We start from the raw sequence: 26175 nt of genomic DNA on the forward strand, positions 1-26175 counted from the left end.
CGGCGCACCCTAATCGTTGCGCCTTTTTTGTACAAATTCTACTTTGAAATTCTGCCTGAATCTTTCATATTGCATAAAAAGTTAAATAAAAATAAAAACATGTCATGGAACAGATAGGCAAATATAAAGTAATCAGAAAGCTTGGCAGTGGCGGTTTTGGTGCTGTTTATCTCGGAGAAGATCAACGGCTCGGCGAGCGCGTTGCCATTAAAGTTTTCCAAATACGTGATGAGAACCTAGCTAATCAGGTAACAACTGCAACGGGTGATGCAGGTGACGTGCTAAAGCAACGTTTTTTGAACGAAGCCAAAACGCTACGTAAATTAAGCCGAAACCCCTACATCATTGAGATGTACGATTTTGATGAATTGACAGACGGTACCCCTTATTACGTAATGCCATTCTTGCCCCACTCGTTGAAAGACGAACTAGGCAGCGATGCCACCGATGCTGCCGTGGTTGCAGAGTTGCCCACCGAAGAGAAGCCTCGTCGACTACCGCTGACTCAAAGTTTGTTGTATATCGAACAATTATTGGTCGCACTCGAAGATGTGCATCAGTCAGGCCTTGTTCATCGCGACATTAAACCGGCTAATGTCCTACTCAATGAACAAGACCAGGTAAGGTTATGCGATTTTGGTATCGCAAAAATTCCTGATTCTGAACACAGTCACAGCGGTATTGGCATGGGTAGCCGTAACTATATGGCACCAGAGCAGCGGCAAAGCGCCAAGCATGTAGATTCACGTAGCGATATTTTCAGCGTTGGTGTTCTCGCTTACCGAATGCTCACAGGAACGCTACCCGAAGGACGATATGCAGACCCAAAAATTTATCAGCCTGGGATTTCCGATGATTTAAATGCCCTTATTCTTAAAGCGTTAGAGCAGGACAAAGATAAACGCTTTCACCATGCTGGTGAAATGCTCACCACGCTTAAATCGCTGCAAAGTTCGTCAGCACCTACTCTTGAGGACGAAAGTACCAGTACCTGGGTAGGCGATGATTCTTCATAGGACAGTTTTTGTCATTCGATTTGAACGGAAGGCCCAGGTAGTTATTTACCCGGGCTTAATTGACTATTAGTTGGCAAGTTTGCTCGCAAGTACCGGTGAATAGGTTGCTTGCGGGAACGCATAGCTGGGTTTCCAGCCACCAAGGTCTAACAGCATACTGTCAAGCATGACACCTGGGTCTATCATGCGCACACTGATGGTATGCTTACCGGGTTTAGAGATTTTCACGGGTATTTGCGTAACCGCTGCATTTTTTAATACGTTCTGCTTCCATGTCTCGCTACGCCCTTGCGTTCTAAAGCTCACAGTTTGGTATGAACCACCGTCTACTGACACCGCAACTCGCACCCCTTGCTCTGCATACATCGGATGCGTTGGCACAGCCTGTATATACAGCGATGCATCACCCGCGTTAAAGGTATACACATCGTAGTGCAGGGCCGCGCCTTCACCGGCATTTGCTACGTTCGTTTGATGAGGTCCGGCTACCATTACGCTTGAATCGTAGCCAAAGTCGTCAATGCGCTGCCATACATTGCTCGCGCTATCTGTTTTGCGCTGGTAGTCGCCGGCGCGTAATGACACATAGCCTAAATCTTCTACGTAGCCGCTGAAGCTGTCCATGACAGGTAAATCAGGATGATATACCGACAAACCGACTTTGCGTTCGCTTTCACCGGTGGTAATGGCTATGTCGCCTGTTACCTTGTAGGAGGCGGGTATTAGCTGATGATCGTGGCCAAGCGGAGGCTCTTTTTCCGCTTTTCCGTAAGGTACTTTATCCCAATCTGGTGTAACCCAAATCCGTACCGTAGGCTGTTCAGGTGTAAGCATACCCTTGCTGGATGACAACCCGATCCACGGCTCACTGGCTTTTACTGTCCACGTTTGTGGGGTATTGCCGTTTAAAGATAAATCAATATAGTGGGGTTTGCGGCTAAAAGCGTTAAACACTGGCAGTACGTCGGCATGACTGTTGGTAATAACCTCGTTGACAGGCATGTCGAAGCCCTCGACTACCACTGTTACCGCTTCATCACGCACCACAGGCTTGGTATGTGCTGGCAATGTAAAGACTGGTAAATTACGCGGTGACGGCGACATAATATGGTGCCACTTACCTTTCGCCAACTCGTTATTGTAATACGTAGTAAGCGCTTGAATCTCCTTGTGGGAATCACGCATTCTTTCAGCATACCAGTTCGCATCGCCCCGCCCCTGGGCAGCGGCAAACTGATTTTTCTGGTAATACAACCATTTTAAGTTGTGATGGCCCGCAGCCATTACCGGGTATTGTGCCAGTTGGAAAAAAGCATCCTGTTTCTCGTCAGGTACTGTTTTGACAAGTTGGTTGGTTTGTTCAACAAGCGATTCCCATTCTGAGGCTCGCGTAAACACTTCATCGCCATAATGGGTTTGTGAGAAAGTTGATTTGCCCGGCAGTGTGACTGGTTCAACCTGACTAAAAGCCATAAATTCCGGCCGACGGGAAAACGACAAGCGATAGTAATCTTTAAAAATTTTCGTCAGTGTCTCTGCTGACTCACTGCCAATATCACGGGCAAAGTATGCCGCTAGTTGCCGGTAAACCGCGTCGCTTTGTCTGAACGCATCCATGTTCCAACCCATGTCCATAAATAGCTCAGTGGCATATTCGTGGGGCTTGATATCGCCAACGTTGAGGATCCACATTTCTTGTGCCTGCATGGCATAAGCTTTGGAAATTTCACTCCACATTAGTAAGGGATGGGTAGAATTCAGCCACAGGTAATCGTGTGGCCGCCCCCAGTAAGACGTATGGTAATAAATGCCTGCACCACCTTCGCGCTTCTGCTCCTGAGGATTACTTAGCTGGCGTAAATAACCATAGTTATCATCAGTCCACAGCAGGGTGACGTCATCGGGTACTTTCAGGCCATTCTGGTAATAGGTCAGCACTTCCTTGTAAGGAATAAAAACCTGAGGAATAGTACTCGCCTCACTTTGCAAGTTAGCGGATAAAATACTACGCTGATCTTTAAGGATTCGCTGCATCAGTGCAACCTGGCCTTCCATACCAGTTACCTCGGTAATGATTGGTGAATCGTGCTCACCACGCATCCCAATGGTGTAAATACCCTCGTATTCAGCGGTTTCCTTTACTCTTTGGTTGAAGAATTGCTTAATTTGCCCGGCATTAGTGTCGTATCGGTACGGCCCATATTTTTCTTTGTCCCATTCACCGTTGATGTTAGACAACATAGGCTCAGCATGGGAGGTACCAATAACAATGGCATAGTCATCGGCCATTTCTTTATTGCCGTCGATAAGATAAAACGGCGTTGTGGTTTTGTGCATCGCTGGCCAAATCGTATTGGCTCTTAAGCGCAACAATAGTTCATAGATGCGGGCATATGTTTTCGGCCCCATGTCGCCAACTTCAGGCTCATAGGTTTTAGCCGCCCACACTTGTAAGCCCCAGTCTTCATCGTTGAGAAATATACCGCGATACTTCACTGACGGCGTATCAGAAATTCGGGGAGTTACGTCGAGTTCCAGCGGAAACTTTTTTTCCGGTGTTACATCTGCCCACCAGATCCAGGGAGAAACACCTATCGCCCGGGATAAAGACAGTAAGCCGTAGGCAGTGCCACGGCGATCACTACCAGCGACCAGGATGGTCTGACTGCCGTTTTCGTCAACGAGAGCAATCTGATAGGTTTCCCAGGCATTTTTCAGTGCCTTTTTGTCAAGCGCTCCTTGTTGAAAATAAGGGGCCAGTAACTCACTTTGGCCAATTGTGCCCGCGACGATACGGGGGGTATTTTTGTTAGCCTGGTTATTTCTCTGATTCAACAAGCTTGGCTTAACACCCGCAACAGCTTCGATGTCGTTTATCAACATAGTCGCCGCGTGTTGGATAACAGGATCAGTGTTTTTATCGATAATGAGACTAACTGTTTGATTACTATCTGCGAGGGTTACGGTTGCAGATAACACTTGCGAGGAGAACAACATTATCGAAAGGCAAAGCATTGAAAGTATGATATTTTTTATAGTCATAACCAGACCTTATGATAGAAAAAACAAAGGCGACAACATTGCTGTTATCGCCTCATTGTAATCGCGGCTATTACGACTTCGCCGACATATAGGATACCGCGCAGATTAGCCCTCTGAGTTCTGCCAGCCCTTTTAAACGACCTAGATAAGAATAACCCGGTTTGATATTTTCCCGTTCTTGCTCATCAGTTAACAGGTGGCCGTGGTCTGGGCGCATCGGGATCTGGCATCCCAGCGTCGATTCACAACTCAACAGTGCCTGTACCAGGCCAACCATATCATTGTCACCGTCTAAATGTGCTGCCTCATAAAACGAACCATCCTCCTCTCGTTTTACGTTGCGCAGATGCACAAAATAAATCCGATCAGAAAACTCTTTTACCATGGCAATTAAATCGTTATCGCCTCGCGCACCGTAGGAACCCGCACACATAGTAAGGCCATTTGCCGGGCTATTTACGGCTTCCAGTAACTGACGGGCGTCACTTTGCGTTGACACAACACGGGGTAAACCAAACAATGAAAAAGGCGGATCGTCAGGGTGAATACACATTTTCACGCCCGCCTCTTCAGCAACAGGGATGACCGCTTCAAGAAACTCATACAGACTTTGTCGTAATCCCTGTTCCCCCAGGTCTATAAATTGCTGTATGGTTGCCCGAATACTATCGCGGTCGTAAGAGCCTTCACCGCCTGGTAACCCGGCGATGATATTCTTTTCCAGCATAGCGCGCTCTTCTTCCGACATCGCGTCGAAGCGAGCTTTAGCTTTCTCAAGCATTTCTGGTTTGTAGTCTTTTTCTGCACCTTCCCGCTGCATAACGAAAACGTCATATGCAGCAAAATCAGAGTACTCAAAACGAAGCGCATAGCTTTTGTCCGGCAACTGATAGCTCAGGTTTGTTCTGGTCCAATCGACTACCGGCATAAAGTTATAGCATACCGTCGTCACGCCAGCTTTTCCTGCATTCATTACTGATTGCTTATAGTTTTCAATCAGTTGTTTATAATTACCGGAACGACTTTTGATGTCGTTGTGGACGGGAATGCTCTCAATGACATCCCAGGCCAGGCCGGCCTCTTCAATCATCGCTTTGCGAGATTCAATTAAATCAACAGGCCACACGTCCCCTGTAGGTACTTCGTGTAAGGCACTTACAATACCAGTTGCGCCCGCTTGTCTAATTTTTTCAAGTGTTATGCTATCGCCAGGTCCAAACCAGCGCCAAGTTTCAATCATATGCAACCCTTTTGGTCATGCCAATTATCTAATGCTATGCTAATTCTGTCATAATAACAAATTAAAATCATCATTTGGCCTTACCAATGAAAACGTAATGGGAAAAATATATTCCATAATCCTGTTCGTTGCTTACCACGTAGATAACACGTAAACTTTAGCCTGGTTTATTATAAAAGAATCATCATTATCTTGTTGTCGACAGGTGCCGAAAAACGGCTTTATTTACAAATAGCTGAAAACATCCTCTTATTAATCAGTCAAGGCGAATACGCTGTGGGCTCGCGCTTGCCCGCAGAGCGCAAACTGGCAGAAACCTTTGAGGTGAGCAGGCCAACCATTCGCGAAGCGATGATTGCATTGGAAGTGAGCGGCTCCGTAGAAATTCGTCCTGGCTCCGGGGTTTATGTTATTGCTAAGGAGACATCTCCTGCACTGAAGATTGACGAATCACTGCCTGGGCCCTTTGAAATTCTTGAAGCCCGTTTGCATTTCGAACCCGAAGCCGCTGCGCTGGCGTCTCAGCGTATTAGCCATCAGGAAATTTTTGAACTTAGACAACTGCAAAAAAAAATGCAGCAAATAGAGGCGGAAGATTTATCAGCTGCCCACGATTTGGATTTTCGCTTTCACGAATTGATTGCTATAGCAACGCGTAACACGAGTATTCATCAAACCATTTCATGGCTGTGGGCTTTGCGACGTCAGTCTCAATTGAGTGCCACATTAGACAGGCTTATTCGCACCCGTGGAGCAACACCGATAATTGATGATCACCTGAAGATCATAGACGCCATGCAACTCCGGGATGCGCCAGCGGCCAAGCGTGCAATGCAACAGCATATACAGCGTGTTATCAATGAGTTTTCTCAATACGCTTTAGATGAGTAAGCGGGTACTAAACGCTTGCTTATTCGGTTGCTAAATTGCTATCGGTCTGACGAACATCCAGTGTACGCATCATTTTAGCTGTGCGCTGAAATGTCATATTAAGGCGTTGGAATATGCCTTCCAGTAACACTACATTCTCCGTACGCCCGGCTTGTTCTGTCAATGCCTTGATAATATCGTCGCACACATGGGTAAACTGAGCATGAGACTCTCCGCGGGCAGCACGTATATAGGATTGCGACAAGGTCTTTTGCCATCGTTGCATATAGTAGTTGGTATTCTCAGGGGCAATGGCATCCATAGCCCGCTTCACTCGCACCACCATGTGCCCCAGATTTAACCCAGTAAGCGCAAGGTCAGTAACGACTCGACCGTGCTGTGCCATGCCTTTGTCGTTGCGGGTGAGTCGCAACAGTCTGTCGCACATGCGCGCATTGAACCAGTCTTCACTGTGACCCATAGTGCCCACTACGTCGAGGTCACGCTTAGTAGCACGGAGTAAACGCCGCTGCATACGAGCCGGGCCGGGCCCGGCAAAAAGCTTAAATACCCAATACAGCACAATAACGCCCGTCATAATCGCAAAGGCATTACTGGCTGTATAACTAATGTTAAGTGAAAACTCCATAGAGTTGGACGGTTGTACCAGCAGAACAAACGGTATACAAAACCCCAAGCCATAGGGCAAAAATTCTCGCTGAGACAGCGCCATCAAACCCAAAAATAACGGACCAGCGAGGATCATAACTAGCAAGGCAAAGTCGCCGCTACTTTGGGCAATCAGGTTCAGGGCATAGAAAATAGCAACGGGTACTGCTATGGCGGCACCGATAAGCACGCCCCGTAACGATGAACGAATAGTAGCCGGAGGAAGACGGGCGAACATGATTGAAAATATCACAGGCATGATCATAAGCAGTATGGCAGCAGGAGACCCCGTGCCAACCCAAATTATTGCACCAATGCTAAACACCAGTGCTGTGCGAAACCCCGTGTTTATTGCCACTAAAGGGTCGCGATAGGGCTTTAGGGAAGGCGCATTCAGGTGTGAATCCTCACCCCGGGATAGCGCTCTGAAAGCGCGTAAAACAATGACCAAATCTGCCACCAATTCTTGCGCCGTTTTACACAAACGGTACTCCAGCGGGCTTAGCCCCTCGGTATCAAATTGCTTACGCCATTGTCGCCGTTGTTGTTGTGCGATGTCGTAACACACGTTGAAATCTGTTGCACTGCCGATTAACTCCACATCTTCTTTCAATTTTTTGAGCAGAGCAGCCATATTGTCAGACAACAAATCACGGTTGTTGCGCTGCAATCGCCCAAATATTTGTACCACAGCAACCAGAGACAGTACCTTATTACATATCACTGTTGCCGCCCGTGATTGACCCGGTCCGTTGGGTCCTTCATACACTACGGCGCTGGAATCATCGTTGAGGTTGATCAGCGCTTCCAGTGTCGAGTCGATGTTTGTGTGTCGTTGATCGTGAGAACCAAAGGCTGAGAGCTCTACAGAGAGGTAGTTCATGGTTTGATTAATGGCCACCCTCGCTTGCTCAATGAGAGCTGTTTCAACCTTTCTGGGCCAGAATATAACTGACACCATCATAGCACACACAGCACCAACAATAATTTCGCTCACCCGGGCTTGTGCAATAAGAAATATTGATTCGCTGGTTACCGTAGCCGGCGTTGCCATGCTCAGAAGAATAATAATGCAAGGTGTGACACCAGCCATGGCAAAAAAGTAGATGAAGTTTACTCGCCGTACCAGGGAAGAAAGTCCGGCGTTCAACCACAACCAGCAGGCCAGACAGAACAGGGCAATTTCCGCATAGGCGTGAAAGTGATAGAGCACCAGTAAAGCAAATGCCCCGCCGACCAGGGTACCTGTTATTTGACTCGCCGTTTTTTCCAGCACCATGCCCGTTTCCGGTCTTACCTGCAGAAACACTGCCGAGACCAACGCCCAGTATGGCCTGTCCAGCCCCATCCACATGGAAACATAAAGCGCCATTGCCATTGAAATGACGCCTTTTAATGCGAATATCAGCGTTTGCTTTGGCGGGAATAAATACAACGCCAACACTGGAGGCAAAATACTACTCCTGGTTTGGCTGTAAGCGAATAGAGGCTGTCATGCCAGCCACCAGCCGGGTGTTATCAGGTATTTCGGTAAGGGTAATGTCTACGGGTACCCGCTGTGCCAGACGCACCCAGTTAAAGGTTTGCTGTACTTGCGGCAGTAACTGGCTGTTTGTTGCGGTATTGGTGTCGGCGATGGCGTTGCCGATACTCGCCACCTCACCAGTGAGAGGTTCGCCGCCACTCATAAGCGTTATTGTCGCTTTTTGACCTTGTTTGATCAAAGCCAGCTTAGTCTCTTCGAAATAACCAGTTACGTACATGGAATTATCAGCTACAACCGACAATACCGGCTTACCCTGGCTCACGAAGTTACCCTCGCGAAGCAGCATATTTACCACCACGCCGTCGACTGGCGAGCGCACTGTGGCACGTTTTACATCAATGCGGGCACTGTCGAGTTTTGCTTGCGCCAGTGCCAGCGCAGCTTTAGCCATACTGGCCTTTATCCGGCTGGCTTCCAGTTCTTCATCGCTAATGGTGTTACGCTCTCTAAGACCCTGACGGCGGGTAAGCTCGTGCTCAGCCAGTTGAAGGGCTAAAGACTGGGTTTCAACGCTCGCCGATAGCTCGTCTACCACCGCCTGATAGCGTTTGGTGTCGATTTGAAATACGACGTCGCCTTTTTTCACGTGCTGTTTGTCTTTCACAGCAAGTGTGGTGACCCAACCGGAAACATCGGGAGCAAGAGTGACAATGTCGGCCTGAATGCGGCCATCTCTTGTCCAGGGGGAATACAGATAATAGCTCCACACCCAGCGGCCTGCCGCGACGGCAAGTACGAGAATGAGCAGGGTTACCCCCACTTGAAGCACTTTATTCATGGTTAGGCTACCCCGCTAACAACCACACTGTGCCAGCGAGATAACAAACAAAAAGCGCTACCTCAAACCACGTCGCTTTCCAGAGTTTCTGATAAACACCGGTGGCGTACATGAGGTAACGGGTAGCAAGCGACAGCAGAAAAGCCAGGGGGATAATCACCACCATAGGACTGAACAGCATGCCGCCCAATGTTAATTCGCTTAGCACAAAATCGTCTCAAATCGTTATTCTTGACATTAATTCGTGTGTTAAGCAATGAAAAGATCATTTTTCGACGACTTTATCAGAATCGATAAGTCATTGATGCCGTTACCACTGATTCAAAAGCACTGTCATTGTCGTAGCCTTCTTTTTCAGGGTCAAAGTCACTTGTACCCACGCCAAGGGTGAAATCAGTCTGGTTACTATAGTTATAAATAACCCCAACTGATGCCCCTTTCGCATTGTCCTGGGCAAAGTCTTTTAACTCCCGGTAATGGGCATCGGCGAACAAAGACACCTGCTCATGTACCCGCCAAATGGTGCCAGCCGACAACTGCACTTCACTGCGGTTGTCCCGCTCGTCTTCGTTCCAGAATAGATAATGGCCGGAAAAGGTAAACGCTAAATCCTGTGACATCACATACTTGCCGGTAACACCGCCGCCAAGGGCGTAGCTATCGCCAAACTCAGCAGACTCGTACACACCTAGAACTCCACCATCTACGGTAATTTCCAATCCGGTATCGTTGTATGCCCTGGGCATAACGTTGTAACGCAAACCACCAACACCAAGTGTCAGGTTGTCTGTTAATCCGTACGCCGCATTCAGCATAACGGCTGTATTGTTGTCGCCATTGGTTTTCCCATATGCGACACCACCGCTTAACAAAATTTCATTGTCTTGTAATGTGAGAGAACGGGTAACAGGGTTAGCCACACTCAGATCGTTGGCCTGAGCCAGTGTTGCTGCCAAAGATAAAGCTAAAAAAGTCATTGTGCGTTTCATGTTTCATTCCTTGTAATGAAGTGTTGAGAACGACGCTATTCTGACTTTTTGAAAGTGAACGAAAGGTGAAGATGAACTGAATATTTACGACCGTTGTTACAATCTGAAACAAGTATAAACGCCCGGTAAACACCGAGCGTTCAATACACTGACTTACTCCTGAATAAGAGCGTGAAACTGGGCTTCTGACAACACTTCTTTGTCGAGTAATGCACTGGCAACACTCTCAATTTTTGACCAGTGCTGTTTTACCAGTTCGTCAGTTTTTGCCGTTGCGTCGTCTATCCACTGTTTGATGAGATTTTCAGTGTGCTGTTTGAAATAAGTTTCACCGGCCATCTCTTTTAGCGCAGTGGCATCTATATTGTAACTGTCGGCGTGCATGCCGTATTTGCTAATGGCAGACCAGGCCGACCACATAGCGTTTTTCAAATCGCTGCTGGCACCGGTGTCCAACCCCTCCTCGCCGAATTGCACCACCTGCGCTGCCCTGCCCGCCAGCGCCACACAAGTGCGTGAAAACCAAAATGCTTTGGTGTAATCGATATTTTGATCGTTGCTGTACGCCACCATACCCAGAGCTTGCTCCCGGGGAACCACACTGATCTGTTCGATCACCCGTTCAGGCATAAGTACCTTGGAGATAACCGCGTGTCCGGCTTCGTGATATGCCGTTTCTGCCAGTGTTTTTTCACAGTTATCCAGGGAGCGTTTCGCTCCATACTTGAGAATATTGATTTCTTCCGTAAGCATTGCCTGGGAAATCTGCGTAGCGCCTTCACTTAGCCCTCTAAGCACGGCCTCACGGTGAATTTTTTCCAGATCAGCACCGCTCATGCCTGCTGTAAGGGAGACAATGAGTTCGACGTTAATATCGCGACTGTAACCTTGATAACGAAGGAACTTTTCGATAAACCATCGTCTTGCAGCTTTATCTAAAAACGGCACGCGCACGTGTAAATCAAGTCTTCCTGATCGCAACAGCGCATCGTCGAGTTTATCCAGCCGGTTAGTCGCCGCCACAATAAATACCGGTGCACGGCTTTGGGTAAAGCCGTCTATTTCGGTGAGTAACCGGTTGATGAGTGCATCTGCCTTTGGTCCGGCTTCGCCCCGTTTAGGCAGTGCATCAATTTCGTCGATAAACAAAATGCACGGTGCGTACTTTCTCACTCGTTGAAACAGGGTTTTCATGAAGTTATCTGACAACAACTCGTTACCCGTACAAGCGACAATGGGCAAACCGGCTTCATTAGCCAGGGCTCTGGCAAGGGTAGTTTTCCCCGTGCCCGGCGGGCCAAACAACACCATCCCTTTCGGCGCACTCACACCGGCTTCGGCCAGTGCATCGTTATGGCGAATGATATTGATGGTTTCTTTTAACCGCGCCTTCACTACGTCGTGGCCAGCGATGTCATCAAACCCTGTAGTTGGCATATCCAGCACGATTCCACCGCTTCCACCGGCGTCATCACTGTGAATGAGTAACTCTGTGCCAGGCTGGGAAAACACGACAGAAAGTTTACCGCCTTGTGCATGGCAGGATACATCTGCAAAAAACACTTCGTTGCGGATTTTAAGTGCCTGAATGTGATTGTCGCACGCCTCGTTGTTAAACAGGGTTAACACATCGTCTGCGACATTTACCGTTACACTTTGTAGTTCGATGTGAGGGTTTTCCCGCACAAAATCGGTCACTGCGTCCAGCACCTTCGTACTGATATTGGCCTTGATGTCACGAATATCAAAAAACGGTGCAAAAGAGGTGAGTAAAAGCCGAATGCTGTTGTCACAGATTGGAGCTACTTCAATCCGGCTTTTATTCGTGAAATGGGTGAAGTCAGTAGCCAGTTGTTTTCTTGCAATCTCTAAAAGCTCAGGCACACCCAGGGTTTTAAACAAGACGATACTGCCCTGTGACAACCGTGACAGCATTTCCGGCGGGATCGCTTTTACCTCTGTATTGCGCTCCATTTTTGTTTCATTGCGCAGCTGACTTATCATAGCTGCCCGTGCCTGCTCCGGGCGTTGTTCTATGCTATTTAGATAGTCAGGTTTTTCGTACACCGCGCTGCCTAGGTTCGACGTAAACACCACAATAGCCTGGCGAAAATCCACCTCTTTTTGGGTGTACTCGTCGGTGAGAACTCCCGCCGATAACATACGCAGTAATGAAAGCAGCACCTGGGAATGGGCCTTTTCAAATTCGTCGAACACAATGACAGATTTCGGGTGTTTCTCCACGAAACTGGTGAGATCACCAGGGGCGGAATCGTCATATGTTTTCTTTGCCCCTACCAAACCAAAACTCTCGTTGGCATTGGTGTATTGGGTCATGTCGAACAACTTGAAACGATAGCCGTCTTTTAAGTGGTGAGCAAAGCGTTCGGCCAGAAATGTTTTACCTGAAGCGGGCGGACCAGCAAAGAAAAACAGGCCTTGAGGTCGGTTTTGCTTGGGCTGCCACAAGCCTTTCGAAAGGCTATCGACGAGGTATTCAATTGCGTGATCCTGCCCGTAAACCTCGCCTAACAAAGTTTGTTTTAACTGCTCTAACCTACTGAGTTGCTGCCGGTAGCTTGCCGACTCATCGGGGACGTGAAATAACTCGGTATCATTTATCCAATTGTCGCTAGTGGCTAAGGGTTGCAGCATATCCAGAATGGCTGATAGCTGGCTGGAAAATGGCAATACCGGGCGGGACACCATCTTTTCCAACGTGTTCTGGCTAATGTCATCGCGGTATTTGTCAGCCATCATTGTGACGTCTACAGGCGCGGGCAATAAAATATCGCAAAGCTTTTTATAGATAGCCTGGGAACTTGTGTTGGCGTTAGTGCGACGCTTGAGACATAGCAGTGCCGCTGTCAAATGTTCTTGGTAGAGTTTGTGGCAATCTTCGCTAAGGGCGATGTGTTTGGCAAAAAGCAGAAGTGTTCTCAATGTGTCTGTCCCTGAAAAAACACGGGTTATTTAGCCTGATATAGTGGCATGACATTATGCAAAATCACAGATTTACGTGAAAATAAAAGTATTACTTTTAATAATCACAAGGTTAATTAGCTGATTGATTTACATTGGTTTATAGCGTTTAATAGCACCTAAAAGCACAAACAAAAAGCACACTTTATTGCGTCTTTCTGACACTCAAAGCAGTTAATTGACGTTGTACCTGAATATTGAATGGAGTCATTTATGAGTTTAATGCAAGATTATTCTACCCTTCTTTCTGGCATTGCCGAACAGCATGAAAACTGGTCAGTCACTGACAACTCCCCGTTGACGATTAGCCGCCAGTCTAAAGACAATATGTTGCCCCTCTCTATCAGCGTTTACGGCAGTGATACCAAGGCGCATTTGTTTTTCAATTTATACGATGATGGCCCCTTCACCGCACTAGCACAAAAGGTACTGCAAGCTCAGGGAAAAGACAAAATTCAGAAGGAAGACGAAGATTCAGGCCTGGTTGTCATCATAGATTCAGACGGTTTTGCCGTTGTGTATGACGCGACGGAAGTAAGCACTGAGGAGTTTGCTACCCAGTTTGACAGCATTACTGAAACCGCCGATCACTTGCTTATGCAAGTTGTGGGTACTGCCCACGAAGCCACGAAAGATTTACCCGACACGCCGGTAGAGGAAATCAGTGCAGCTCCTCAAGCCGCTCATCAGGGGGCAATGGACGTTGAAGATGTGGTTAAACAGTATTTCAAAGATCAGGACTATAAACATAACCACGATGAAAAAAACAAGCGTTTCATTTTTGGTTTTAATACCGATTCATACACGAACAGAAAAAATGACCAAAGCCTGCAAATTGTAATAGATTACTCCGACGATGACCTGTTGCGTTTTGAAACCCCTTGGTTATATGAATTCGATTTAGACAAAACTAAATATAGCCTGATTGCCAGTGCCGTGGCCTGGTTCCAGTTTGAATACAAATTTTTGTCCATGTCGTTAGACCCTGCAGACGGCGAACTGAAGATCAGCATTGATATTCCCTTGGGCAAGGGAGTGATTCACACGTCACAAATTAAACGTATTGTATCGTTTATTCTTCAATTCAGTGAAAGCACCTATGATGAGCTGTTCAAAGTGCTGTTAACCGACAGCGAAGCGGCGCAGAACAAACTTAACGCACTTATTGAAAAACATAAGAATAGAGTCGCTAACCACGATTGGCGCAAATCCATAGAAGACAAGCTGGATAGCCTGACCGACGAACAAAAGAAAGCCATAGAAGCCATTCTGGCGCAAAACGACCAAGAAAATGGTAGCGGTCAGGGCGGGATCTAATATCTATGAGCAACAATACAGAAAAACCAAATGTGGATGCATTTGGTTGGGTGAAACGCACCCTTATAAATCCCACCAGTGAACTGATTGTACTTACACTGCTGTTTGGCAGTGTCACTTTTTTCATTTTTTGGCTCACCATTTACTGGCAACTATTGCCCACCGAGCTGGTTAGCCCGTTTCTGTCTCAGGAAGACACGGGGTTGTTCGACGCCCTGGGTGGCTGGGCTCTCGGTTTTGCTGGCGCTCTGGTGGCCATTCGTATTGCGGGTGTGGCGGCGCAAATACAGGAAAACGATTCCATTAGTGCCCATATCAAGATGATGGAAGCAGAGGTGACGTTAGTCTCTGAATCCAACTCTGCGCTTATTCGGGCGATATCTGATGCACGGCGCGCATGCAGTGCCATATTGCTATTTGCCAAAGACAGCAACATTCATCAAACAGACGAGGCAAGTCAACACCTTTACAACCCATCCCCTTTTAGCAGGAAACGAAACCGTTCCCCAAATAAATCGCGAGAAGCTATCCCAGAAGTTGGATCAGATCACCTCGCCCAAACCATTAAACAGTGTTTTCGAGATTTTACTTATCACGCTTTCGAAGACAAAGAGCAGATGCTTCAAACTACGCTGGAAGCGCGGCTTGATCACCTGGTGCAGACCATTGAGAGATGCTGTCAGAATTCCACTTACCGGAGTGTGATTACGAATCAGAAGACATCCGACGATCAGGCCAAGAATGACGAAAAGTCCTTTATCGAATCTTTTTTTGAAGAACTGGCTAATAACGACGAGCCGTCTGACAAGGACACGCCATCTGAGCAGGAAGACAAGCCTAATGGCAAAACCACTTACCGCGACAAGCTTATAAATATCGTCAATTCGGATGAGGCGTTTTTCGATATTCTAAGCATTGTTGATGGATTTGGTTCCGGTAACTTTGGCATAGGTCTAATGGAGCTTCGCAGCCTCGACTTAATTGAGCACTACCGCGAAGATTTAATGTTTTTGCTCAGCAAAGAGGGGGCGCTATTCGACGTTGAACCATCTGAAAACAACGAGATTGCCCTGCCGGAAAATAGACGTTTTCAAATAGCCGATGCGTCTTGGCTATTTTTAGGCATGTTGCTGTATCGATACAAACCGGATAGCAGTGAGACTACGTATAATAGCGGTATTGTCTCACTTTCTTTAATTTTGGGGTCACTGCCAACAGAAGCTTCGGTAAGCGACCACCTTAAGGAAAAAAGGGAAGCAATAGAAAAACCTTATTCACGGCAGGGAAGGCAGGTATTGAAAAACGAAATAGAAGCCATGACAAAGCGTGTTTACTATTTACCTAGCGATGACCTTACTGGCTTTACACGTCTGATGAAAGAGTGTTGCGCCAAACCCAACTTCCTCACCGTACTTACTGCCAGCAAAGGGGTGAGTGAAGAGTCTGCCTTTATTTTGCCACATCAGGATGCCGAGCGAGAAAAAGAAGGGGGCGCAAGCGGACGTCCACAGGACTCAGCGCCAGAGTCAAATACAGAGAACAATCAGCAAACTCCGGCAAAATCCGTTGGCAAAAGGGATTCGCAAGATAGAAAAAAACATGAGGCCTCACCCAACAGCGACTAAAACTGCGGTTGGGTGAAGCGACATCAGGAAATCAAATCATGCATCCAATTAAGCGACGGCAATTGTCGGTCAGGTTGGTAAAACAAGCGATTCAGCCTGCCTAAAAAATTCACAGAACGGCTTGGATCGTGGGTTTTCACCCTGTGTTCGCTTTCCGTCAGCATGAACTCCCAGGGCTGCAAATTCATGGCTTCGATTTCTTCACTGGTAATACCCATGGCAGTAATCGTCGATAAAATCCGCTCGGTTTTGCTTTCCGTAAGGGGTATAAGTGTGTTGCCGTACAAGTCTATAAGCGGTGCATTTACTGCATTCAGGGTGTGGTTAATGGCTGCCCACACGGCATCGTGGTCAAACTGCCAGTCGCGGGGCGCGTAGTAGCCCTCTATTTCCCATTCCAGTTCGGCATTACTCACGGCGATGGAGCTCTCCGCTTCTGGTGCATAGGATAAATCGGGTCGGGCGCCAATGTTGTAGGCATCTACGCTCATGGCCACCGCAATAATCAAATCGCCGCATTCGGCTTTGTTGCGATACAAGGCCTCAAAAGCAGCACGCTTTACTCCCATCCAACCGTGTACCCGCGCGGGTTGCTCGATAAAATGACGCACGTCGTTAGGTAAATCTTCGCCGTACCTTTCTATCATTAGTGGCAACGGGCTTTGCTCTGGCGCTTCGTCGGGCATCCACACTTCATATTCCTGACGGTTGTCGGCCTTGCCACGGCTTTTAATGCCGTAAGATAAGTTAACCGGGCGGCAAATACTGCGATCTTCATCCACCCGGTGAAAGTACTCTGAACGCATGCGTTTGATAAAAGGCGCATCGGCGCCGGCTAAGGCCGCCGTGGGATACCGATAGCCAATTTCACTGTGTTCCACCAGCGAAAAGCCGTTAATCGATTCGGCCAGTTTAGCTTTGACACCTTTTAAATCTGTAACACGAGGCAATACGATACTGCGCTCTGGTTCAATGGTGAGGCGTTGCCCATCTTCGGTGATAAATTTCGGGGTTTTATGAAATTCATAGCCAGTTACACCTAATGCCTGAACGGCGTCGTTGCGGTATCGGCTCATGTCGCTAAAAAGCGCAGTGTGATTGCGGATATGTTTAAACAGTGGACGATAAGGCTTCATTATTCTTCATCCTTGTCTTTCATATTTGCCAGTGTGCCACAAGAATGGATTGCGAAGAAAGCTTAATTGACCTGTCGGACCTTGCTGTGGGGCTTACCCAATAAATACTGATGCCGGAAGTGCTCGAAGTACACCTGAAGTTGCTGCGCAGCATGAGATTCGCCAGCCAGCGCCAACACTGCCACGCCCACTTCAGCGGTACACAACTGGTGTGCATGAGATGCCTCTCGCAAAACATAATCAGACGCTGCTTCTGGTCGCAAGCCAAGCACGGGTAAATGCTGAAGATACGCACTTTTGCGAAACATTCTGCCCGCTTCCCGCCAGGTGCCATCCAGCATAATAAACAGAGGAATTTTGTTGTCAGTCACAGGCGCAGAGTGAATGCATCTATCAGGTGATACACCATCATGGGGAAAAATAATCACAGGAGCATATTTCGGGTTCATCAACAGTGCGAGAAGCTCGGGCTGTGGCTCAGTACGCGACCAGCTAAATGCATAGTTTTCTTTTGCTACGTCGGCAATTAACCGGCCCGTGTTGGTGGGTTTATAACATTCACCTTTTGCCATTAAAAAAACAAATGCACAGTTAGCCACCGGTGCCGGACGAGCAGCACAAATACAAGTGTTCTCCGGCAGCAAACAACCTTCACAACGCACAACACGACTACCCCGGGTTACGAAGGGGCGGGTGGATTTTGCCAGTTCTCGAAGACGAAGGGCCATTACAGAGTTGTGCACTTTGCTGTTCCAGGAAGTATGCAGACGCCGTGCAGTGTACCTGAAGGCAAAAGGGAATTCGATTTAAAACCTTCGAACTCCCCCCCTCTTTACAGTTAGAACGAGTACATAAAACCAGTATACGCGTACATGGAATTATCCGGATAAGCGCCGGTTTCAAGGGCATCACCTTTAGCCAGATAAGCACCACCGAATTCCAGTCGCAGAGGCTTCATCGCCTGATAACGCCAGCGCACTTCTAACTGATGGCCAAGAAAGTCTTCTTCTCCCGCCGCCACATTTTGCAACCACAAGCCTTTATAGCCGACCATGATATTGTGCTGGCTTCCCAGCTTAGTTACGCTTCTTAAACCCGGCGCCAAAATGTTGCTGCGAGGAAACGTTTGATACACATCCGTAGGACCGTAATCAAACCGGCGTAATCCGTAGAGTGAATCAAAGGCGTTAATTTTGTCGTCGGTGGCGTCGTCGTCACCGCTGGCTGCATCGATTTCCGCACGCAAAAACGTGGTGTCTGTAATTTGTTTACCAATGTGAGCATGTACCATCCAGGCACGCACATCGCGGTCGGTGGTATCCGACGCCGACGAAGACTGTCGCGCAGTACCGGTTTGACCAATTGCCTCAATATTGCCTTTCCAGTCAGAACCAAAGCTTTTTGAGTAATCTACAGACAAGGTATACAAATCACGGTTTTTCGTTGCCAGATCCGCCGAATCGTCCTCTTTTAACCAGTAGCTGTGTATTTTCCAAGCGTTATCATTTGACTCAGCGTACACACCGAAAAACTTACGATTGCTGTAACTTTTGTCAAAAGCGCGCTTATTGTCATCAATGGAAGGCGCGTCTACCGGAAAACGTGATACTGGTTGTAAATAGAAGCCTCTTACGCTCCAGTCGTTCCAGGTGGTATCGATAAGTGCACCTTCGAAGGAACTGGTAGCATTGCGAAATCGGGTTCTGGCCATCAGGCGGCGGCTGCCGTGATCCAGTGTTACCCGCCCAACGGTAATCCGCTCAATGTGTTCGTTTATACCTTTATAGCTAATGAAAAACTGTACTGGCTCAAGCGCATTTACTTGTGATGATTTCAAGGTTGGATCGTTATCGTCCAGAAAAGCACGGGAGTCTTCTATCTCTGCTGTAGCATTCCAGTTACCGTAATCCACCTGGCCTTTAAGGCGAATCCGCGTTGAAAGGCGATTATTGGTTTTAGGCCGGACCTCTTCAGTGGTTGGAAAGATCGGATTGTTAAGCGTTTCATAGCGCGCTCGTACTGACCCACTGTAATCGAATTCAAGCTCATGCGCCTGAAGTGCTACACCCGATACCAATGAAAAGCCTACTGTCACCGGCAGAGCAAAATTCCTTAACATACCCATTGAAAAAACCTTTTAAATTTTGAAAATTTACAAATTGCTTAAGTACTTTTAAGTATAAATTCGAGTTTGGAATAAAGCTTTACTCCTTTAGCAGTCTTTAGGTATAAGTGCGCGTGTGTGAGTATAAAAATATTGCACTAAATTGGCACAAAGTAGACTCGCTAAAACCCAAGACCTCAGCTATGGTATCTAGTAGATTTTTGCGATTTCAAATCGATATCAACCTTGTTTGTAAAGTGGTGGCTATGTTTAATTTCGATAATATGACGGTACGACAAAAACTATCTGTGCCCGTTAGCTTTGTAGCAATACTATTACTTATAGTTAGTTTTATCAGTATTTCAAATGGACGGTTTCTGTCTCAAAACACAGAGACACTATCGTCAGTATTTACTCAGTCATTAAGTGCTGCCCTGAATGCTGATCGTGATTTATATCAGGCTCACTCGGCTTTCCTTGATCTGATGTTGGCTGTACAACTAGATAACTCCAGTGTGCCAACCTCTCTAATTTCTGACTACGAAGAAAACGTGCAGCAAGCGAAAGACCGCATGCAAACTGTGTTACGTTTAACACAGGCATATCCCTCGGTGGCTGCTGAGGCAGTGTCATACAAACAAGATTTTAAAAATTGGGAAGCCGTTAACGATAAGGTGTTAACTCAGTTGAGATCGGGTGAAATCACTCTGGCTGCGGCTAGCTACCACAACAAGGGCATGCCATTATTTGAAACGCTACGAGGCAATTTCGACCGCGTGGGAGTTGAGGTTGAGCAACTTGCCGATAACTTGACTCAGTCGAACCTCAATTCCAGTGGCCAGCAAACCGTTTACCTTATTATTGCAATTATACTGGCGGTGCTGGCCTGTTTAGTAACCATTGTGATTGGCCCACGCCTTATCACCAAGCGCATCCACACACTTCGGGATATGCTTGACTCCATAAGTAAAGGTGAAGGCGATCTCACTCAACGAATAGACACCTCGGGTAAAGACGAAATTACTGAGGTAGCTGTATCTTTCAATGCACTTATGGACAACCTTCAGCGTCTTATTTCTCTTATTAAAACAGATACATTGTCGTTAGCTGACGCTGAAAAAGCTATGTTAGCCTCGTCAGAAGACGTAAACAGTATTGCCGCAGAACAGCGCGACAACCTCGACCAGATTGCTACTGCAGTGAATGAGTTGAGTCACGCGCTAAGGGAGGTTGCTGACAATACACAGATAGCCCTCAGCGATACTCAAACTGCGAATGAAGATGCCAGTAACAGTCAGAAAGCTGTGGTTTCTTCTGTCGACACTGTGACGCAGACTTCTAAAGCGATTAATCACGCAAGCACGGTTATCCAGAAATTGGAAATGGAAACCAAGCAAATTTCTTCGTTGCTTGAAGTTATCAGTGGTATTTCAGAGCAAACAAATCTATTGGCACTTAATGCTGCTATCGAGGCGGCACGTGCCGGGGAACAAGGCAGGGGCTTCGCCGTGGTCGCAGATGAAGTTCGTTCACTGGCAAACCGTTCGCAGCAGGCAACCACTGATATAAACGATATGCTTATCAATTTGAACAAAGGCGTTGAAGAGGTAGTCAATGCCATGGAAACAGGCTCATCGCAAATGTCTGAGGTTGTTGATATTTCAAACACACTTAACGAGCAACTCAATCAGGTGACGTCGTCGGTGGTCAGTGCAAATGATCGTATTTACCAAATTGCCGCAGCCACTGAAGAGCAAAGTCAGGTCGTGGACAACCTTAACCAAACAGTGTCAGCACTCAACACTCTGAGCCAGCAAGTCATGAAAACCATTGAGTTGTCGGGCGAAGCCAGTGACAGTGTCAGCTCTGCGTCTCGCAATATTGAAGGCAATGTAAATCGGTTTAAAGTATAAACCCCTAAGGGAGTGGACGATCCACTCCCTGCTTAACTGCATAACTGCATAACTGCATAACTGCATAACTGCATAACAATCATATCTCAGAAGATCACTTCTCTCTTTTATCCCACCTCATAAATTGACATACTGGCTCTACTAATATCGTGCAACTCGCGCTTTCTATGCCATCAATATTATACGCCTACCTCCCCATCGTATTGCTTGTTGTACTGATGAGCAAAAAGAAAAGTATGGCGGCCAGCCATGCCCTTCCTCTGTGCGCATTTATCGCCTATCTGTTGGTGGTTTTTGCCTGGAATTTTGAACTTACCTGGGTCAACGCGCACGTGTTGAGCGGGTTACTCACGGCATTTACGCCCATATCCATTATTGCTGGTGCTATTTTCTTATTTAAGTGCATGGAAGTCACAGGGGCACTGAATATCATCCGCGCCCGGTTAAACAGGGTGAACCAAAACCCCGTGGCGCAACTGATGATTATAGGCTGGGCATTCGCATTCCTTATTGAAGGAGCAAGCGGCTTTGGTACGCCTGCAGCTATCGCTGCCCCCATTTTGGTATCACTCGGTTTCCCGGCGCTACGTGTCGCCGTTTTTTGTCTAATTATGAACAGCATTCCTGTGTCTTTTGGTGCAGTAGGCACACCAATTTGGTTTGGATTATCACTGGTAGAACTAACCGCAGAAGCGCTTTCTGACATTAGCGTAAAAGCGGCTTTTATAAACACCATTGCCGCGCCGTTTGTGGTGTTTTCCGGTTTAGCTTTTGTCGTAAAACCGTTAAATCTGTTGTGGAAAAACGCCCTTTTTATTCTGTCGTCTGTGCTTTCCTGTACTCTGCCATATTTGCTACTCAGTATGTTTAGCGCTGAGTTCCCTTCACTACTGGGAGGAGGAATCGGCTTGTTCATCACATTGGCGCTGGCCCACTTCAACATCGGCCTGCACCAGACGGACAACTCTACTGCCCCTGCTGAAACCCATGATTCTGGCACCATGGCGTTAGTCAAAGCCAGTTTTCCTCTTTGGGGAACCGTGGTCATTCTTGTTATCACCCGCATTCACCAACTGGGGTTGAAGGCAATCTTGCAAGCGACCTCGCCCGCCGCTGATGTTTCGCTCGGTTATCTGGGTCAGCTTAGTGTGAGTGCATCATTGGTATTTTCTTTGGAGAGTATTTTCAACACCACAGAGCGTTGGCAGCACAGCTTGTTGTACGTGCCTTCAATACTGCCTTTTCTGGTGATGGGAGTTGCAACCTTGTGGATCTATCGACCACAGAATGCTACCTCGGTATTTAGGGAAACCGCCAGCAGAATGAAGAACCCGGTTCTTGCTTTGTTTGGCGCATTGGTATTTGTAAATATGATGATGTTGGACGGCAGCGAGCCTGGCGGAACAGCAAGTGCAGTACAACAGATTGGGCAGCATTTAGCCCTGCTTACCGGCCCTAACTGGGATTTTTTTGCGCCTTTTCTTGGCGCACTCGGCTCTTTCTTCTCAGGCTCAGCTACTATTTCAAATTTGACCTTCGCCGGTATTCAATCTTCCATTGCTTCGCAACTGGGCCTGCCTGTAAACACAATACTTGCCATGCAATCAGTAGGAGCCGCTATGGGAAACATGGTGTGCATTAACAATATTGTGGCAGTGACTTCTATTTTAGCTTTAACCAGGCAAGACGGCGAGATTCTAAAAATGACAGTCAGGGTAATGTTACTGTACGGCACAATTGCTGGTATGTGCGGGGTTTTACTTTATTAACGCCACACATACCTGTTGCAATAATCATTACCGAACTAATGAGAAGCGGGTTTAGACCCCATTTCCAGACGTAATGTACCACCGGCGGTAATTTCCTCATGAGTTAGGTATTGACGGTCCAGTGGTTCACCGTTTAACCACGCCTTTTGAATGTATCGATTCTCATCGCTGTTGTTTACTGTTTCGATACTGAAGCGCTTACCAGCGTAATATTTGTCGCTCAGCGCAATATCGATACGGTCGAAAATGGGGCTTCCAATTTGATAGATAGGCGTCATACTGGCGCCACCGTCGAGCTGAAATAATCCTATTTTCATCAGCACAGACAAGGATCCCATCAAACCCTGATCTTCATCGCCGTTAAAGCCCAGTTCCGGGGACAATTTAGAGTAAACATTGTTGACTACTTCACGGCTCCAATACTGAGTTTTGCCAGGTTCGCCGAGAGCATTAAAAATAAATGCTGTTTGCATCGACGGTTGGTTTCCATAGTTTATTGGAATACGGCGATATTCTTTATGTGTTTCTTTCTCGTGAGCGGTGCCAGAGGTAAACCCTAATTTGGCTGCTTCTTCAAAGGCAGCGTTAAGCTTTTCTGCCGCCGCTGCTTTTCCGCCCATAAGATCTGCCAGACCAGGGATGTCATGAGGAACAAACCACGTCATTTGAGCCGCATTGGACTCGACAAACCCGTGCTGATACTGGAATGGGTCAAACGGGGTTTTCCAGTTACCATTGACATCTTTTGGGCGCATAAATCCACTCTGCACATCGTACAGATTTTTGTAATTCATGGCGCGCCGAGCAAATTCAGCTGCATCATCGGATTTGCCCAGAGCCCTGGCAAACTGGCTCAATGTGTAATCCTGATAGGCGTATTCAAGTGTTTGACCCGCACCGTCCTGGTGAAACGCCGAAGTTTTTTCTGGTAAAGGGTAAGGCACATAACCCGACTCAATGTAGTAAGGTAACCCACCCCCTACCGTGGATTCGTGTTCGTAACCAGCCCGAGCCATAATACCGCCGGGTAAATGGTTCCTCTTCAAAGCTACAAAAGCTGCGTTTTCATCGAAGTCTTTGATGCCTTTCATATAAGCACTAACGATGAAAGGCGTAGAGGATGCGCCTGTCATTACAAAGGTATAATTTCCACCCGACGGGCCCCGTGGCACCATGCCACCGTCTTCAGCCATCATTAGCATAGATTGTGTAAAGTCGGACACAACTTCAGGGTATGCCAGTGGCCATAACGTTTGAATTGTCCACTGAGCGCCCCAAAAGGAATCAGAATTGTGGTGATTAAAAGAAGGCTCACCATTCATATCCAAAGGGATTTGACCAATTCTGCGGGTTTGAGCCGTTTGATCAGAGTAACGTCCATCTGCATCTGAGATAGTTCTCCGTCCCTGTAGCGCATGAAAAAGATCGGTGTAGAAACGCTGACGGGTCTGCTCATCACCACCCGTAACCTTTATTTTACTCAGCCATTCATTCCACTCACTCCGAGCGTCTGCGATAGTTTCGTCAAAGTTCCAACCAGCAAGTTCCGACATCATATTGTTCTTCGCACCAGCTTCATCTACATAAGATATTGCCACTTTCATCATGATTTTGTTGCTCTGTGCTTTGCTGGTAAGCAGAACTGCAGTGTCGTTTTCACTAATCTCCATAGGTGTATCGGTTTCAATATAAAAGAATACCGGAGTAGGTCTTGGACGCCGAATCGTTGGCGCGTTAATAACAGACCCTGAAAATTCGGTCTCTGACAGTTGTTTGAAGCCCCCTTTCGATAAGGCCGATGGACCAAACTGTCCGTCCATATCCAACAGGATTTGTTTTGGGGTAGAAGACGACGCTGGGAATGTGTAGCGGTGAAATCCTACGCGCTTCGTTGCGGTCAGCTCAGCATCAATATCATAACGGTCGAGTGTTACTTTGTGATAACCCGCTTTTACAACTTCGTTGTTGTGTGAAAAGGCCGAAAAGTAGTCTTTTTCTATGCTATCAATGTCGTTATTCTGGGACACGGGTAAAACAGACAGCCCGGCTAGTTGCCAGGCATGTACGTGATTAAACCCTTTAATTTCTTCTGTATTGTAGCGATACCCACTTCCCCACGCTCCATCGATTTCCGTATCAGGACTGAGATTGACCATACCAAAAGGTCGGGTGGCTGAATTGAAGTAAAACCAACGGGAATTCGCTGAATCGAGCCACGGCCAGACCAAGTCAACGGGCTCTTGTTGCGCGGTGAATTCCTCAGACGCCGACACCTGAGGTTGCATCTCTTTTGCCTGCTGACACCCCATCATGGGTATACCCATGACCAGAACAGGGAATAGGTGTTTTAATAATTTCATACGGTTACATCCTATCTAATCGTGCCGTATTGGCAGATGTGTTAATCTTCATCGTCCAGTTTACAGGCGGAAAACTCATTGATAACGTGCCGAATATGTTGCTGCATAGCAGCTTTAGCACGCTCTGGATTTCGCTGTTGGAGAGCATCGATAATTTTATCGTGGTCGGATACCACTGATGTGGCACCCCAGTTTCTAATCAGCGTATCAAAGGTTTTATTCATTTGAGAGAGACTTTTAAGCGACCACAACCAACTGATGATTTCTATAATACTCGTGTTACGTGTCGCTTTGGCAATCATCTCGTGAAACTGTCGGTCAACATTGTGCATCTCGCCGAGATCCCGCGCTTCGAGTGTTTGCATCGCTTTTTGGAAAGCTCTTAGCTGTTGGATTTCGTCGACCGAAATGCGTTGCGCAGCAAGCCCTGCAGCCTCAGACTCAAAATGCAGTCTCGCTTCGAGAATTTCAAAAGGGCCTGGAATTTCATCATCAGTGGACAGTTCGTGTTGATCAAAAGTTTCAGACATATACACCCCGGAACCGGGACGAATGACAACAATCCCGTTTACTTCGAGTGCGATCATAGCTTCCCTGACTGATGGCCGACTGACATTGAGTTCTTCTGCAAGTGTTCGCTCGGAAGGTAGTTTGGCTCCGGCCTTCAGCGAATCTCTGTGTATCCGCTCCATAATGTGTTCAGCAACTTGCAGATATAACCGCTTGGGAGTTGATTGCTGGTCTGATAGCAGCATAATTCAGTTTCTTGTCGTTTGTAGTTATTTTCTTATAAAAAAAGGGCCGCTGAATCCAATTGAA

18 protein-coding genes are annotated in these 26175 nt (G+C 47.2%); 6 read left to right on the plus strand and 12 right to left on the minus strand.

Features of this window, described 5'->3' with window-relative positions; translation table 11 throughout:
- The first annotated feature begins 104 nt into the window (after nucleotides 1-104).
- Nucleotides 105-1016: a serine/threonine protein kinase gene (locus ACXACM_RS02080; RefSeq protein ID WP_474819462.1), complete on the plus strand. Its 912-nt coding sequence runs from the start codon at nucleotides 105-107 to the stop codon at nucleotides 1014-1016.
- Nucleotides 1017-1082: 66 nt separating this feature from the next.
- Here ACXACM_RS02080 and ACXACM_RS02085 read toward each other — a convergent pair whose 3' ends face one another.
- A complete protein-coding gene (locus ACXACM_RS02085; RefSeq protein WP_474819463.1) occupies nucleotides 1083-4058 on the minus strand; it encodes a glycosyl hydrolase 115 family protein in 2976 nt (991 codons plus the stop codon).
- A 70-nt stretch (nucleotides 4059-4128) separates the two neighbouring features.
- Entirely contained in the window at nucleotides 4129-5298 is a 1170-nt protein-coding gene (gene uxuA / locus ACXACM_RS02090) for a mannonate dehydratase (RefSeq protein WP_474819464.1), read from the minus strand.
- 192 nt (nucleotides 5299-5490) lie between these two features.
- Here uxuA and ACXACM_RS02095 point away from each other — a divergent pair, with 192 nt between their 5' ends.
- Complete coding sequence (locus tag ACXACM_RS02095; protein ID WP_474819466.1) at nucleotides 5491-6189, plus strand: FadR/GntR family transcriptional regulator; 699 nt, start codon at nucleotides 5491-5493, stop codon at nucleotides 6187-6189.
- A 19-nt stretch (nucleotides 6190-6208) separates the two neighbouring features.
- Here ACXACM_RS02095 and ACXACM_RS02100 read toward each other — a convergent pair whose 3' ends face one another.
- From ACXACM_RS02100 to ACXACM_RS02120, 5 genes are all read right to left on the minus strand, one after another.
- Nucleotides 6209-8281, minus strand: coding sequence for an FUSC family protein (locus tag ACXACM_RS02100; protein ID WP_474824187.1), 2073 nt, complete (start codon nucleotides 8279-8281; stop codon nucleotides 6209-6211).
- 13 nt (nucleotides 8282-8294) lie between these two features.
- The gene (locus ACXACM_RS02105; protein ID WP_474819467.1) at nucleotides 8295-9161 is read right to left on the minus strand and encodes an efflux RND transporter periplasmic adaptor subunit; all 867 of its coding nucleotides are present in this window, start codon (nucleotides 9159-9161) and stop codon (nucleotides 8295-8297) included.
- Between the two features lie 7 nt (nucleotides 9162-9168).
- On the minus strand, nucleotides 9169-9369 hold the full coding sequence (locus ACXACM_RS02110) for a DUF1656 domain-containing protein (RefSeq protein WP_216027318.1): 201 nt from the start codon (nucleotides 9367-9369) through the stop codon (nucleotides 9169-9171).
- 76 nt (nucleotides 9370-9445) lie between these two features.
- Nucleotides 9446-10150 (minus strand): hypothetical protein, encoded by a 705-nt coding sequence (locus tag ACXACM_RS02115; protein ID WP_474819469.1) that lies wholly within the window; start codon nucleotides 10148-10150, stop codon nucleotides 9446-9448.
- Nucleotides 10151-10303: 153 nt separating this feature from the next.
- On the minus strand, nucleotides 10304-13093 hold the full coding sequence (locus ACXACM_RS02120) for an AAA family ATPase (RefSeq protein WP_474819470.1): 2790 nt from the start codon (nucleotides 13091-13093) through the stop codon (nucleotides 10304-10306).
- A gap of 252 nt (nucleotides 13094-13345) precedes the next feature.
- Here ACXACM_RS02120 and ACXACM_RS02125 point away from each other — a divergent pair, with 252 nt between their 5' ends.
- Nucleotides 13346-14449 (plus strand): hypothetical protein, encoded by a 1104-nt coding sequence (locus ACXACM_RS02125; RefSeq protein WP_474819471.1) that lies wholly within the window; start codon nucleotides 13346-13348, stop codon nucleotides 14447-14449.
- A 5-nt stretch (nucleotides 14450-14454) separates the two neighbouring features.
- Nucleotides 14455-16074: a hypothetical protein gene (locus ACXACM_RS02130; protein WP_474819473.1), complete on the plus strand. Its 1620-nt coding sequence runs from the start codon at nucleotides 14455-14457 to the stop codon at nucleotides 16072-16074.
- Between the two features lie 23 nt (nucleotides 16075-16097).
- Here the strand turns inward: ACXACM_RS02130 and ACXACM_RS02135 are convergent, their stop codons facing one another.
- The 3 genes from ACXACM_RS02135 to ACXACM_RS02145 form a co-directional block, all read right to left on the minus strand.
- The gene (locus tag ACXACM_RS02135; RefSeq protein ID WP_474819474.1) at nucleotides 16098-17210 is read right to left on the minus strand and encodes a hypothetical protein; all 1113 of its coding nucleotides are present in this window, start codon (nucleotides 17208-17210) and stop codon (nucleotides 16098-16100) included.
- A gap of 62 nt (nucleotides 17211-17272) precedes the next feature.
- The gene (locus ACXACM_RS02140; protein WP_474824189.1) at nucleotides 17273-17938 is read right to left on the minus strand and encodes a tRNA-uridine aminocarboxypropyltransferase; all 666 of its coding nucleotides are present in this window, start codon (nucleotides 17936-17938) and stop codon (nucleotides 17273-17275) included.
- 110 nt (nucleotides 17939-18048) lie between these two features.
- Nucleotides 18049-19335 (minus strand): alginate export family protein, encoded by a 1287-nt coding sequence (locus ACXACM_RS02145; protein WP_474819475.1) that lies wholly within the window; start codon nucleotides 19333-19335, stop codon nucleotides 18049-18051.
- Nucleotides 19336-19580: 245 nt separating this feature from the next.
- On the opposite strand from ACXACM_RS02145, the gene ACXACM_RS02150 reads away from it, so the two are divergent.
- Nucleotides 19581-21227 (plus strand): methyl-accepting chemotaxis protein, encoded by a 1647-nt coding sequence (locus tag ACXACM_RS02150; protein ID WP_474819477.1) that lies wholly within the window; start codon nucleotides 19581-19583, stop codon nucleotides 21225-21227.
- Between the two features lie 167 nt (nucleotides 21228-21394).
- Nucleotides 21395-22996 carry an L-lactate permease gene (locus tag ACXACM_RS02155; RefSeq protein WP_474819479.1) on the plus strand — a complete coding sequence of 534 codons (1602 nt, stop codon included), beginning with the start codon at nucleotides 21395-21397 and terminating at the stop codon, nucleotides 22994-22996.
- Nucleotides 22997-23031: 35 nt separating this feature from the next.
- Here ACXACM_RS02155 and ACXACM_RS02160 read toward each other — a convergent pair whose 3' ends face one another.
- A complete protein-coding gene (locus ACXACM_RS02160; RefSeq protein WP_474819480.1) occupies nucleotides 23032-25356 on the minus strand; it encodes a GH92 family glycosyl hydrolase in 2325 nt (774 codons plus the stop codon).
- 41 nt (nucleotides 25357-25397) lie between these two features.
- Complete coding sequence (locus ACXACM_RS02165; RefSeq protein ID WP_474819482.1) at nucleotides 25398-26111, minus strand: FadR/GntR family transcriptional regulator; 714 nt, start codon at nucleotides 26109-26111, stop codon at nucleotides 25398-25400.
- Nucleotides 26112-26175 lie beyond the last annotated feature (64 nt).

It is taken from the genome of Alteromonas sp. AWQ4_252, assembly GCF_056158205.1.

Bases quoted from the DNA above. Each gene is read 5' to 3' on its own strand.
- ACXACM_RS02080 (WP_474819462.1), top strand. From the start codon at position 105: ATGGAACAGATAGGCAAATATAAAGTAATCAGAAAGCTTGGCAGTGGC.
- ACXACM_RS02085 (WP_474819463.1), bottom strand. From the start codon at position 4,058: ATGACTATAAAAAATATCATACTTTCAATGCTTTGCCTTTCGATAATG.
- uxuA (WP_474819464.1), bottom strand. From the start codon at position 5,298: ATGATTGAAACTTGGCGCTGGTTTGGACCTGGCGATAGCATAACACTT.
- ACXACM_RS02105 (WP_474819467.1), bottom strand. From the start codon at position 9,161: ATGAATAAAGTGCTTCAAGTGGGGGTAACCCTGCTCATTCTCGTACTT.
- ACXACM_RS02115 (WP_474819469.1), bottom strand. From the start codon at position 10,150: ATGAAACGCACAATGACTTTTTTAGCTTTATCTTTGGCAGCAACACTG.
- ACXACM_RS02125 (WP_474819471.1), top strand. From the start codon at position 13,346: ATGAGTTTAATGCAAGATTATTCTACCCTTCTTTCTGGCATTGCCGAA.
- ACXACM_RS02130 (WP_474819473.1), top strand. From the start codon at position 14,455: ATGAGCAACAATACAGAAAAACCAAATGTGGATGCATTTGGTTGGGTG.
- ACXACM_RS02135 (WP_474819474.1), bottom strand. From the start codon at position 17,210: ATGAAGCCTTATCGTCCACTGTTTAAACATATCCGCAATCACACTGCG.
- ACXACM_RS02140 (WP_474824189.1), bottom strand. From the start codon at position 17,938: ATGGCCCTTCGTCTTCGAGAACTGGCAAAATCCACCCGCCCCTTCGTA.
- ACXACM_RS02145 (WP_474819475.1), bottom strand. From the start codon at position 19,335: ATGGGTATGTTAAGGAATTTTGCTCTGCCGGTGACAGTAGGCTTTTCA.
- ACXACM_RS02150 (WP_474819477.1), top strand. From the start codon at position 19,581: ATGTTTAATTTCGATAATATGACGGTACGACAAAAACTATCTGTGCCC.
- ACXACM_RS02155 (WP_474819479.1), top strand. From the start codon at position 21,395: ATGCCATCAATATTATACGCCTACCTCCCCATCGTATTGCTTGTTGTA.
- ACXACM_RS02160 (WP_474819480.1), bottom strand. From the start codon at position 25,356: ATGAAATTATTAAAACACCTATTCCCTGTTCTGGTCATGGGTATACCC.
- ACXACM_RS02165 (WP_474819482.1), bottom strand. From the start codon at position 26,111: ATGCTGCTATCAGACCAGCAATCAACTCCCAAGCGGTTATATCTGCAA.